Here is a 13241-nt window from a genome sequence, read left to right on the forward strand (position 1 = left end):
GAAAGCTATTCATATCATGTCCACCTAATCCCTAATCACTTATCAAAAAAATTCTCCGCGTCAGTCTAATTGATAAGTATTCAACTAGACATAATATTATGGGAGGAAAGTTTGATGATAAAAAAGAATGGTCTCGCCAATTTAACAAGACCACACAAATAAATGCTACCCTAATTCTATTAATCTGAGAATCTTGATCTCAACTACTCAGACTTAAATTGCGCGAGAGAATTTTGTCTCTTTAGTTCTTGTATGAGTATCGAAGATGACAGCAATATTTCTCACCAATAATCTCCCAATATCAGTAATTTGGATTTCATCAGCTAATAAATTGACTAATCCATCAGCTTCTAAAGGTTTTAATTCCTCTAATTCCAGAGAGAAATATTGATCAAAACTGATGTGGTATTTGGCTTCAATACCTGACTTGTGTAGCTGGAAATGAGACATGATAGACATAATTACATCACGTCTAATAATATCATCATGACTCAGTTTGACACCTTTAGTAGTAGGGATTATACCTGCTGAAACTGCTTTGTAATAATCCTTTAATCCTTTATGATTTTGAGCATAAGCATCTTCTAGCATACTAATCGATGTAGAACCAAAACCAAAAAGTTCCGTTTCTGCATGGGTGGTGTAACCTTGGAAGTTACGTTTTAGAGTACCATTACTTTGAGCAATAGCTAATTCGTCATTAGTTTTGGCAAAATGATCCATCCCGATAAACAGATACTTGTTACCTGTTAACTCCTCAATCGTCATTTTGAGCATATCTAACTTTTCCTGTGCTGCGGGTAATGCATCTTGAGGTATCCTTTTCTGCACAGGTTTCATCCACGGTACATAAGCAAAATTAAACACCACAATTCTATCAGGATCTAGAGAAATAGTCTTTTGTATAGTTTCCCGAAAAGTCTGAAGATTTTGGTAGGGTAAACCATAAATTAAATCCACATTCACACTGTCAAATTTAGCTTCTTTAATCCAACCCATAGCATCAAAAAGCATTGCTTCTGGTTGAATACGGTTTACCGCTACTTGCACTTCTGGGTTAAAATCCTGGATACCAAAACTAATGCGATTAAAGCCAATATCTTTCAGAAAATGGATGTACTCTCTAGTTACATAGCGGGGGTTAATTTCAATTGAAACTTCAGCTTGTGAATCAATGTTGAAATAACGATTAATCTTGTTCCACAAAAATTCAACTTGATCAAGTTCCAAATAATTAGGAGTACCACCACCCCAATGAACTTGCAGCACTTTTCTGTTTGTATCAATCAAAGCCGTGGTATTTTGGATTTCTTGCACCAAATGTTCCAAGTATGGTTTGGCAATATTCTTGTTATTAGAAATAACTGTATTACAGCCACAAAAATAACAAGTACTCTGACAAAAGGGAATATGGAAATACAAAGATAGGGGTGTTTGTCGTTGATTAGAAGCGGTAATTGCTGCTTGAAAATCTGTAGCGGTGAATGCTTCACTTAATTCTGTAGCAGGTGGATAGCTGGTATATCTGGGTGCGCGAGTATCATACTTTTTAATCAGATCCAGATCAAACCTTACACCAGGTAATAGAAAGACCATCAAAACCTCCGAGTATCTGTGAGTTTAGTGCCTAGTAGGCATAGCAATTTTGAATTGGGAATATCACGATTAATTTTCCCAATTTTGTGTTGTAAGATTGACAATTTTTTGATTACTAATTGCCAATATATTTGTATGCTTCAGTTGCAAAGACTGAAACGAGCTAGGACTTACGTCAAGAAACCCGGTTTTGATCAAAAATACTATAAACTAGTTGTAGTAAATAGAATTCATGACTACACAAATTAGTTTAGTTGTGAATTCTACTATTTTAAATAAACCTTAAAAAACGCAAAATCACAAGAGTTGGCAAGATGTTTTGCGTAATTCATACTTGATCAAATTAAGTCATTATATGTGGCTCGACCAAGGGCTAGTATTAAAATACTTTCTAACTCCTTAATTATCTGCGTATTCAAGTAAAAAGCATGGTTGGCTTCTGCTACAATTTGATCAACATTTGTATCATCAACAGGTACTGTATCTAATGCTTGACGATACTTGTTTTTGAATGCTTGCTTATCTGGAATTTGCTCAAAGTTATAAAAGGAAGTTCCTTCATATCCAGACAATTTCAAAGTAGATTGAGCAATTTTTTGTAGCATTTGTCCCCCAGAAAGATCACCCATATAACGAGTATATGAATGACCTAACAATAATGCAGGTTCATGAGCAGATATTTCTTGAATACGAGCAATGTAATTTTGAGTAGCAGTTGAAGGTGAGATTCTCTTGTACCATTGACTTCCATAATAAAACTCCATGTCTTTTTCTAGGGAAGCTTGGCGCTTTAGTTCAGGAAAATAAACTACACTAATTACAGGATGTTGTTTATTTTTCTCAATTGCTGCTTCTAGCTCACTGTAAACAAAATACAAGTTCTTCAACAACTGAATAAAGCAGTCTCTATCAATAACACCTTGGACAAAACATTTCATGAATCCGACATTTTCTGCGTCTGTATGAGCTTGTTGAGTACCAGAACGCAATTTGATGGCTAAATTATTACTCATTATTGCTTCCTTCTTGTTCAAGTGCAAAGTTTCTAGAATGTCACCGACTTGTTTATCAGTTCACCGTCGATGTCACAGTGAGAAGATTGCTATTGTAGAGATATGCACTCTCTGTACTAATCTATCCAGCAAATATCACGGCTGAATATATCCTGGCTATTTTGCTCTCTTACAAAATATTTAACTATTAATCTTCTTAATAAAGATAAAGATATTCATATTTCTTTAGACTTTCCTGAGCAAATTTACCCTATATGTTGCTTTTATAGGCAAAATTACCTTAGATATGAAAGAATTACTTAATTTCATGTATATAACCAAGAAAAATTAGCAAGTAGATATATCAAAAATTAAGTGCCATACTGGGAACATTCAACTAAAACACTTTTAAAAATATGCAGTTTACTAATTTGCAACTCCCATTTATTGTTATTTTAGCTGGTTGCGTTTTTTCCCCTGCTGGTTATACCCAAGATACCAATTCAAACACATCTAAACTAACTCAAGAAGTTACAAAATTACGACAACAGGGAGCAGCGGGATTACAAACATTTCTCAAATCACATCATAATGAATTAACATCACCACAAATCAAAACAGCTTTAGATCAATTGTGTCAGCAAAGGAATTGTTATGCATCTAAATTGTATTGGTACACAGATTTAGAACAAGCTAAAGCTGCTGCTAAAACTAGTGGTAAACCAATTCTTTCTTTGCGGTTGTTAGGTAGATTAGATACAGACTTGAGTTGTGCTAACAGCCGATTTTTTAGAGTAGCATTATATCCAAATTCAGAAATTTCTCAACTATTAAGAGAAAACTTTATTTTGCATTGGCAAACAGTACGTCCTGTACCCAAAGTCACAATTGATTTTGGTGACGGACGCAAGTTAGAAAGAACAATTACAGGGAACAGCATTCATTATATTTTAGATAGTTCTGGTCGTCCCATTGATGCTATTCCCGGACTTTATGGACCGAAAGCTTTTCTTAAACAACTAAAACAAGCAGAAATAATCGCAACAGAGTTGGGTAAAAGTAGCGGGACAAAATACGAAAATTTATTACAACAATATCATCTGCGTCAACTTGATGGAATTCAAAACCAATGGAGAGCAGATTTATCCCAATTGGGTATTCAGTCTCCACCTCAATTAGTACCACTGAGCAATAATTCTACTTTACCTCCTAGCGCTAGTGTTGCAGGTTCTCTTGCAGTTTCTAAGTCCGTCGTAGAAAGACCTATTATCAATGCAATTCAACCTGAGATATTGGATAATAAATCTAATCCTTTAGAAATTATTGATCAGGCAACTTGGAACAAATTAGCGCAATTATACCAAAATGATGCTAAACTTGATAGTAATAGTATAGCTTTAATTCAAGCGAAGAAGTTACCAAATACAACCAGCAAAAATAATTTATCCAGAGTAATTAGTAATTTTGAAACAGTCATGGCTCTGGATACAGTCAGAAATGAATATATGCTACATAGGCAAATTCATCAATGGTTTTTACAAAGAAATGAAACATTAGATGTCAATCAACTCAATGAAAAAGTTTATGCTGAACTGTTTCTAACTCCTAGTTCTGATCCTTGGTTAGGTTTAGCAAACAATGATACTTATAGTGCAATTGATAATGGTGGCATTATTGAGAATTCTGCATCACTAAACCGCTAAAATCTCATGTAATTCTTAAATCTGCTCAGGTGATTTTGTACAATTTATTTTCAATAATTTAACTGATGACTACTAATAACTATTTATGCTTAGATAATTTTAAAAGCATAAAATAGCAAAAGGATTATCATGGTTAAGTCGTTGGAAACTCCCGCAGTTGAGTTATTGAAACCAGGTGTCAAAGCCCCGGTTCAAGAAACATTATTAACTCCCCGTTTTTATACCACAGATTTTGATGCTGTGGCAAAAATGGATATTTCTGCTCATGAGGAGGAAATCAGGGCAATAGTTGAAGAACTCAAGGCTGATTATAACCGCCATCACTTCGTTCGTGATGATGAATTTAAACAGTCGTGGGATCACATTGAGGGAGAGAAGAGACTAGCCTTTATTGACTTTTTAGAACGTTCCTGCACTTCAGAATTTTCAGGGTTTTTGCTGTTTAAAGAATTATCTCGTCGTATCAAAGATAGTAACCCTTTGCTATCAGAAGCTTTTGGTTATTTAGCACGAGATGAAGCCCGTCATGCAGGGTTTTTAAATAAGTCTATGGCAGATTTTAATCTTTCCCTGGACTTAAGTTATTTAACTAAAAATCGCACTTATACATTCTTTCCTCCAGAATGGGTAATTTACACAGTTTACCTGTCTGAAAAAATTGGCTATTGGCGATATATTTTAGTGTATCGCCACATGGCACAAAATCCAGAATTCCAGTTTTATCCACTGTTTCGGAAGTTTGAAAGTTGGTGTCAGGATGAAAATAGACACGGGGATTTCTTCAAAGCTTTGTTACGTTCTCAACCCCAGTTATGGAATAATTGGAAAGCGCGGTTATGGGTGCGGTTCTTCTTATTAACGGTGTTTGTTACCCACACAATGACCGTATTTGAACGAGCTAATTTCTATGAAATATTAGGAGTTCATCCTCGTAAATACAATAATCAGGTAATTGAAGAAACCAACAAAACCGCAGCGAGGGCATTTCCCCTGATCTTGAATACAAATCACCCTTACTTTTTCTGGTATTTGGAACAATGTGCAATCAATAACCAGAAAATCATCGAACTCAATAACAGTAAGCGTGGGCTAATTGTCAAGTTCTTCAAAAAAATGCCGTTGATGAAAAACATCGTTTGGTATATGTTGAAACTTTACCTGATTAAACCTATCAACGCCGAAAAGACTCGTGAGGCTATTTGTTAATTGATAGCCATAGCCTAAAAATCTTTTTTGGGAATCTCCTCATGAAAATCTATCATCAATTGCATAGTTTCTACTGCTAAATCACGTAAGTCCCGATTTAGATATACAGCACCTTGAGAACCAAACCAACGGTCAAAAATTGCCACATATTTGGGGTTATTATTAACAAATCCTTGCATAAACTTGATGAGGGAATAATTCACTGAGTCGAGGAATTTAGAGTTATTCTCAGGAACCATGCAAGCAATTCCTTCTCGTGAGTAGGGACGAGGGGGTGCGATCGCAAAACTATCTTGATTTTTTGCTGTCTGTAACCATCCCTCTAAAAGAATACTATCGGATGCAAAAGCGTCAATTTTGCCCTGTTCCAAAGCAGCAAATCCTTCTGCCCTAGCCTGAAAATATACAAGCTTGGCTTGGGGTTGTATCTCCTTGATTGCTTGTTCGTTGGTAGTTCCAGCCAGCACACCCACACGCTTACCAATGAGAGATTCAAGCGACCCTAAATTGCTATCCTTCTTAATTAAGATTTGAGTACCTGTGACACCATAGCTGCTCGAAAAATCCACTTTTTTATCTCGCTCCCAAGTAAAACTACTAGCATCACAGACAATATCAACTTGTCGGTTAATTATCTTGGGAATCCTTTCTGCTGGGGTAACTCCAACTAATTGAAGTTTAATTTTTTTGCCTAATTCTTTCTCTAACTGCTTCTGAATCAAAGTCAGCATATCCACCGAATAACCAGTCAATTTCCCTTGATTATCAGCGTAGGCGAAGGGTAAAGCATCTCTGCTCGTACCGGCGGTTAATACTCCTGTCCGCGCTACTTTTTGCATTACAGTTTCTGCCCCTGCAACACCAGGTATAATTGCTGGAAATATCAAACCAAGTATTATAGGCGCAAGATTTCTATACATCTTCAATTTAGTAAAAGCAGGTAAACACGAGATATTAATTCTGGTATTGACAAACATATTCAAATTCAAATCTTTGGGCATCAACAGCATCAAAATACAAGAATTATCTCTATCAATTGCCAAGTAAACCGTTCTAGAAATGATTCTTCACATTGAGTTCTGTACCGCTATGTATTTATGATTAAGCATCGATAAATAAATGTATAATCAGTCACTTGTATGGATTCTTTAAATAGAACCGTGTATACATCCCAACTGGATGAGGATAAAATTGAAGAGTATTCGGCATTTGCCCTCACGGAGATTTTGGCCTGATGTTGCTATGCCTCAGAATTGAGAATTTTGCCCTCATTGACCAACTGGAATTGGATTTTGGCGCTGGGTTGAACGTGTTAACAGGAGAAACTGGCGCGGGAAAGTCGATTATTTTGGATGCGATTGATGCAGTTTTAGGTGGTAAAGTTTCTAGTCGTGTAATTCGCACCGGCACGAGTCGCGCTTTGGTGGAAGGTACTTTCAGTTTAAATCCTTTCCTAGCGGCTTGGTTGAGTGAACAGGAAATTGATTTAATTGATGATAATTCTGTAATAATTAGTCGAGAAATCAGCACGACTATAAGTAATATCCGCAGTCGTTCCCGTGTGAATGGAGTGTTAGTAAATCGGCAAATTATGGCTGGTTTGCGCGACCGCTTGGTGGAAATTACCGCCCAAGGACAAACTGTACAAGTGGGACAATCTGCTCAAGTTCGAAATTGGTTAGATTTATATGGTGGCGACTCTTTGATGCAACAACGCCAAAAAGTTGCTGTTGCTTTTATTGCTTATCAACAAGCACACCAAACTTTAGAAAAACGCCGTACTTCCGAACGAGAACGTTTACAACAACTGGATTTACTCACCTATCAAGTGCAAGAATTGGGTGCAGCAAATCTCAGTGATGCTCAAGAAATGGAACAATTGACACAGGAAAGAGAACGCCTCAATCACGTTGTTGATTTGCAACAAATGAGTTACAAAGTTTATCAGGCTTTGTATCAAAATGAAGATGAAACTCCAACCGCTGCGGATTTATTGGGAGATAGTGAAACGATATTAAATCACATGGTAGAGTTCGATTCTCACTTACAATCTTTGCTGGAATTGGTGCGAGATGCAGTAGCAGCAGTGATGGAAGTGGGAAGACAAATTAGTGCTTATGGGGAAGGATTAGAAGCAGATCCGCAACGGTTAGAAGAGGTTGAGGAAAGGATTCGGGAATTAAAACAAATTTGTCGTAAATACGGACCGACTCTTACGGAAGCGATCGCTTATTATGAACGTATCCAAAAAGAATTAGCTGAACTTAATAACAGTGAATTATCAATAGAAACTTTAGAACAACAAGAACAAACTTGTTTACACCACCTCAACAAAGTCAGTCAGATATTAACTCAACTGCGTTGTCAAACTGCGGCTAATTTAGAATCTCATTTATTAGCTGAACTTAAGCCCTTAGCAATGGAAAAGGTAAAATTTCAAGTTGAAATTACACCAATTCCTCCTACCGCTATAGGTGTAGATAAAATTACTTTTATGTTTAGCCCTAACCCTGGTGAACCTATACAACCATTAACAGAAATTGCTTCTGGTGGGGAAATGAGCAGATTTTTACTAGCTTTAAAAGCTTGTTTTAATCAACATGATGGGGCTGATACAATGGTATTTGATGAAATTGATGTTGGTGTATCGGGAAGAGTTGCTCAAGCTATTGCTGAGAAATTACACCAACTTAGTCAAAATCAACAGGTATTATGTGTTACTCATCAACCTTTAATTGCCGCAATGGCAGATCGACATTTTCGAGTTGATAAACAAGTAATTAATAAAAATGGTAACACTGAACAGCGTACAGTTGTCAGAGTTACCAGTTTGGATAATTTAAGTACTCGTCGGGAAGAACTAGCACAGTTAGCAGGTGGTAAATCTGCCAATCAAGCGATCGCATTTGCCGAATCTCTGTTATTACAAGCTGCAAACCACCGTCGTCAAGAACAAAGTTAAGTTCTCAACCGATGGTAAATTGTGTGTATTATACATCGACCGAATTTAAATATGCGTTTTTCATACTCCTTTCCCACTAGAAGGATACGGATTAAATGAACCGCGAAGACGCGAAGGACGCGAAGAAAGAAGGAAGAAGGAAGAAGATAAGTAATCTTCACTGGGAAGGGAGTAACCCTTGTAGAGACTTTGCATACAAAGTCTCTACATCCTTTTTCACTCCTATGTCTATTGCGTAAGTCCTAAAAATGGTGACGAAAGCTGATAGCTAATAACTAGCCAATGAATACTTACTCAACAATTGCAAAGATATTTGACAAATATTCACTCTCATTATGACTCTTCTTAGAATAAAGATAATCAGAGAAATTCTGAAGTTAAGTATCTCTCAACATCGTTTACAACTTTACTACTTATCGTTAGATTCCACTCCAAAAAACCAACACTAACAAAAGAAAAAATTTCCTGTTTTCAACAAGTTTTCAACATTTTGTATCAATTTTAATCATCATCTTCAAAAAATGAGGTGTAGACAATGACTATCATTGCTCCACGTCGAGAAGAATTCGATTTCTTTGAACTATGGGATCGCTTTTGTGCTTGGGTGACTAGCACAGAAAATCGTCTCTATATTGGCTGGTTTGGCGTTTTAATGATTCCCACCTTGTTAGCTGCCACCACTTGTTTTGTAATTGCTTTTATCGCTGCACCGGCAGTAGATATGGAAGGTATTAGAGAGCCAATTCGAGGTTCTCTAATGGATGGGAACAATATAATTACAGCCGCAGTAGTGCCAACTTCTGCTGCAATTGGTCTTCACTTTTACCCAATTTGGGAAGCTGCTTCATTAGATGAATGGCTTTATAATGGTGGTCCATATCAACTCATTGTCCTGCATTTTCTGATTGGAATTTGGTGCTATTTAGGGCAATTATGGGAGTTAAGTTATCGTTTGGGTATGCGTCCGTGGATTTCCATTGCTTATTCTGCACCAGTCATAGCAGCCACATCAGTATTGCTAGTTTACCCAATTGGTCAAGGTAGCTTTGCTGACGGTTTACCCCTTGGTATAGCAGGTACATTTCACTTTATGTTGGCATTCCAAGGAGACCATAATATTTTGATGCACCCCTTCCATATGTTGGGAGTTGCGGGAGTATTTGGTGGTGCATTATTGAGTTCCTTACATGGTTCTTTGGTAACATCTACTTTACTGCGAAAAACTGACGAAAATGAATCTCCCAATGCTGGATATAAGTTAGGTCAGCGTCATGTAACCTATGCCTATTTAGCAGGACATTATGGTTATCTTGGTCGCTTGTTAATTCCTCCTTTTGCAAGTCGAAATCACCGCGCATTTCATTTTTTGCAAGCTGCATTACCAACAATTGGTATTTGGTTTGCCGCAGCCGGGGTAGTGAGTATGTCCTTTAATTTGAATGGTTTTAACTTCAATCATTCAATTTTAGATAGCCAAGGTGCAGTCATTAGAACCGATGCGGATATGCTCAATCGAGCTAATTTGGGTATTCAAGCCATGCACGCTCCTAATGTCCATATTTTCCCAATAGTTATGTTTAGCGGCGACGCAATTCCTGTGAATTTAGTGATGTTGTAGATATTTGAGGGTGGGTTAGTTAGCGATTAACCCACCATATAATTTTTCACAGTTTGATATTGTTTTTTAGCATTGATTGAGAATTTAAATCTCAACTAACACCGACAAAAGTTGTTCAATTTCTTCGACACTATTATAGTGTGCTAATCCAATTCGTAGTAAACCACCAGTTGTTTCTACACCTAACTTTTCTGTGAGTTCAATAGCATAGAAATTACCGTGCCAACAGAAGATTCCTTTCTCTGCTAAAATCTTAGCTACATCTGCCGGTGTTTTTCCCTCAATCCGAATCGAAACAGTTGGTGTTCTCCAGATAAATTGACGAGGTTCAGTAATACCATAAACCCTTAAACCCGGAATTTCTAACAATCCAGAAATCAGCTTTTTACTTAATTCTCTTTCATATTGCTGAATGGCAGACATTGCAGCTAACAAAGCCGCACGACGACTGTGATAAGCTGATGCTAGTTCATAGTTAGGTTGTCCAGGTTCTGTGAGAAAGCGAGGACAATGAAATGTAGTTAAACCTTCTTTATCAGCTTCCATTAAAGACGAAAGCAATTCATTATCTAAAGTTGGAGAAACATGACAACCTAATTTTGCTAAATAATTAATTGTTGCTACCAATCCTGCCAAACCTTCATGATTTAAAGTTCCTGTTTCCCAACGAGATGGAACTTCATCAGATGCAGGTTTTACTTTATAAGGAGAAAACCGCGCTAAATGTTCTCTTTTTCCGTAGAGAATCCCAACATGAGGAGAGAAAAATTTGTAAGCAGAACAAGCGAGAAAATCACAGTTTAAATGATGAACATTAATCGGTGCATGAGGTGCATAATGAACAGCATCAACAAAAACTAAAGCACCAACAGCATGAGCTATATTGACAATTTTAGCAATATCATTAATAGTCCCCACTGCATTAGAAGCATAACTTACCGCTACTAACTTGGTGCGGGAATTAATTTTCTGTTGCAAATCATTCATGTCGAGAGTGCAGTCTTCAACATTGATATCCACAGTGCGGATAATGACACCCTTTTCTTCCAAAGCATACCAAGGAGAAACATTAGCCGCATGATCAAGACAAGTCACAATAATCTCATCACCTGCTTGTAATTCTCTACCAATAGCGCGACTGACAGCAAAAGTGAGAGTAGTCATATTTGCGCCAAATACGACTTCATCATAATCGCATCCTAAAAAATCTGCGATCGCAGCCCGTGCAGAATTAATCACCGCATCCGTTCGCACACTGGTAGCAAAATAACCGTGAGCATTAGCATTAGAACGTACTAGATAATCACTCATCGCATCCAGCACCGCACCTGGTATTTGAGTTCCACCAGGACCATCAAAAAAAATCGCTGGGTATCCATTAATAGTTTGTGTTAATGCTGGAAATTGAGAACGAATCCATTTTAAATCAAGAGATTCCATAAATAAATTTCCTTATTTTTTAATAACTAAAGAGAGCAAAAATAAATTATATCTCCATCTCAAAAATAACCTCCTCCGTGTCCCTCTGCGCTTAACTCTGCGTTCCTCTGTCTTGAAAAGTTTCCTACGCCGGGAACCCGGCTTCGAGGAACTTTTCGCTGCGTTAAAAATCCACTACAGCCACATTCCTCAAAATATTCATCGGACCTATATCTTTAAGCAGTTGCAATTGTTCAGCATTCCGCACCAACAAAGCACCAGCAAACCCCAAAGAATTCACAGAAATTGACTCAAATTCATCCTGAGATCGCGGTACAATTAACATCCATTCCCGCGTAGCTAAAAGATTATATGCCATAGATTGTATATTATTAATAGCTTCAATACCCACTATCCGCAGTAAATCTTGATATTTTTTTAAAGTTACCTCAGCACCTGCATGGATATCTAGAGTTGTAAAAGAGTGTAAAAAAGGAAATCCGGATATAGTTGCAACAGAATCTTGAAATTTAGCTGCTTTTAAAAGTGGTGTAATAGGAATATCTTGCCCAGAAAAAGGGACAACTTGTAAATGTTTATGTCTCTGACTAGCACCAGCCAGTTTACCACCGTTATAAAACACTAAACCATCAAAGTCAGCAAGAATTGCCCACATCGCGGCAAAATCTTCTAAAGTTAGTAAGCTTTCCTGTTCTTCAAACGCACGGGTAATAATCAACAAGTGATAATCTACGACATTGAATTTATTTAAAATGCAAACGCGAGTATCAGAAATATCCGCCACAAATAAATCTTCTTCATAAGGTAAGAAAGGATTAAACTCTTTACCAGTTGATATGGTTTGTTTTTCTTGTTTTTCCTTAGCTGCTTTTTTAAGGTTTAGGTTAGATAAAATTCTGACTAAAAATTTAATTCCATCTTCTTCAATAAATTCAAACTCTGTCGGGATAGATTTTAGCGCCCCACGTTTTAAAGCTTGTTCTGTGGTTTGTTTAACTTTTGTCCATAGTGTGCCTGGTTCTAATAGGATTTTTTCTGGTTTCATTTGTTTTTAGATATTATGAATTTTCAAGACGTAAGTTTTTAATAATTGCCATGACAATTAGTGCAATTACCAAAAGAGACATTACTCATTAAAGAATTATCCTCTTGTTTGGGAGCAATTGCAACTAGTAAACAACCGATTAAGCCCCTATGGGTATACTTCAATATGAAATACAGCTAAATGAGCGATTAATACTATTTTAAATAAAAAATTACAGTGTATATCTCCTTAGTAATACTCTTCGTTATATGAGTAAGAATAGTATAAGAGGGTATTTGAAAAATCTCAATTCATTATAAGTAGTCGTGCAAAATAAATTTTATAGTTAGGAGAGGGAACAGGGAACAGGGAACAGGGAACAGGGAACAGGTAAGGAATACAGACATTCTTGTTTTCAATCAATATGTACAATTAATTTTGCTTGGGTACTTAAACCTGGCAACTAGTACAGTACGGCGTAAGTAAGATAACCATTAAAAAATCTCTGAAAAGCTTATACAATCTGCTTTTTTAATTTTTAATTTTTAATTTTTAATTCCGCCCTGCGGTACTAGAAGTCGCGTTCGTCGGTTTGAGACTCTTGATTTTTCATTACTCTATGCAGGTAGTGAAACCATTACTGTAGGCTGGTTTCCCACCGTAGGAAACTGGCGAACCCGAAAGGACTTTGCTTATGTAG

The 13241-nt window shown here is 36.8% G+C and carries 9 protein-coding genes; 4 read left to right on the forward strand and 5 right to left on the reverse strand.

Going from position 1 to position 13241, the window contains the following annotated elements; translation table 11 throughout:
* Nucleotides 1-213: 213 nt before the first annotated feature.
* Nucleotides 214-1596: an oxygen-independent coproporphyrinogen III oxidase gene (gene hemN, locus ANA7108_RS0112655; protein ID WP_016951164.1), complete on the reverse strand. Its 1383-nt coding sequence runs from the start codon at nt 1594-1596 to the stop codon at nt 214-216.
* Nucleotides 1597-1934: 338 nt separating this feature from the next.
* Nucleotides 1935-2609: a heme oxygenase (biliverdin-producing) gene (locus ANA7108_RS0112660; protein ID WP_016951165.1), complete on the reverse strand. Its 675-nt coding sequence runs from the start codon at nt 2607-2609 to the stop codon at nt 1935-1937.
* A 395-nt stretch (nt 2610-3004) separates the two neighbouring features.
* Here ANA7108_RS0112660 and ANA7108_RS0112665 point away from each other — a divergent pair, with 395 nt between their 5' ends.
* The gene (locus ANA7108_RS0112665; protein ID WP_016951166.1) at nt 3005-4291 is read left to right on the forward strand and encodes a hypothetical protein; all 1287 of its coding nucleotides are present in this window, start codon (nt 3005-3007) and stop codon (nt 4289-4291) included.
* 129 nt (nt 4292-4420) lie between these two features.
* Nucleotides 4421-5497, forward strand: a complete 1077-nt coding sequence (gene acsF, locus ANA7108_RS0112670; RefSeq protein ID WP_016951167.1) for a magnesium-protoporphyrin IX monomethyl ester (oxidative) cyclase — start codon at nt 4421-4423, stop codon at nt 5495-5497.
* A gap of 14 nt (nt 5498-5511) precedes the next feature.
* Here the strand turns inward: acsF and ANA7108_RS0112675 are convergent, their stop codons facing one another.
* The gene (locus ANA7108_RS0112675) at nt 5512-6417 is read right to left on the reverse strand and encodes an amino acid ABC transporter substrate-binding protein (RefSeq protein WP_026104155.1); all 906 of its coding nucleotides are present in this window, start codon (nt 6415-6417) and stop codon (nt 5512-5514) included.
* A gap of 314 nt (nt 6418-6731) precedes the next feature.
* Here ANA7108_RS0112675 and recN point away from each other — a divergent pair, with 314 nt between their 5' ends.
* Nucleotides 6732-8459 carry a DNA repair protein RecN gene (gene recN, locus ANA7108_RS0112680; RefSeq protein WP_016951169.1) on the forward strand — a complete coding sequence of 576 codons (1728 nt, stop codon included), beginning with the start codon at nt 6732-6734 and terminating at the stop codon, nt 8457-8459.
* A gap of 535 nt (nt 8460-8994) precedes the next feature.
* Nucleotides 8995-10077, forward strand: a complete 1083-nt coding sequence (locus ANA7108_RS0112685; RefSeq protein ID WP_016951170.1) for a photosystem I reaction center subunit IX — start codon at nt 8995-8997, stop codon at nt 10075-10077.
* An 84-nt stretch (nt 10078-10161) separates the two neighbouring features.
* On the opposite strand, the gene ANA7108_RS0112690 is transcribed toward ANA7108_RS0112685, so the two are convergent.
* A complete protein-coding gene (locus ANA7108_RS0112690) occupies nt 10162-11517 on the reverse strand; it encodes a cysteine desulfurase-like protein (RefSeq protein ID WP_016951171.1) in 1356 nt (451 codons plus the stop codon).
* Between the two features lie 163 nt (nt 11518-11680).
* Nucleotides 11681-12562 carry a phosphorylase gene (locus tag ANA7108_RS0112695; RefSeq protein WP_016951172.1) on the reverse strand — a complete coding sequence of 294 codons (882 nt, stop codon included), beginning with the start codon at nt 12560-12562 and terminating at the stop codon, nt 11681-11683.
* Nucleotides 12563-13241 lie beyond the last annotated feature (679 nt).

It is taken from the genome of Anabaena sp. PCC 7108, assembly GCF_000332135.1.
Classification (GTDB): domain Bacteria; phylum Cyanobacteriota; class Cyanobacteriia; order Cyanobacteriales; family Nostocaceae; genus Anabaena.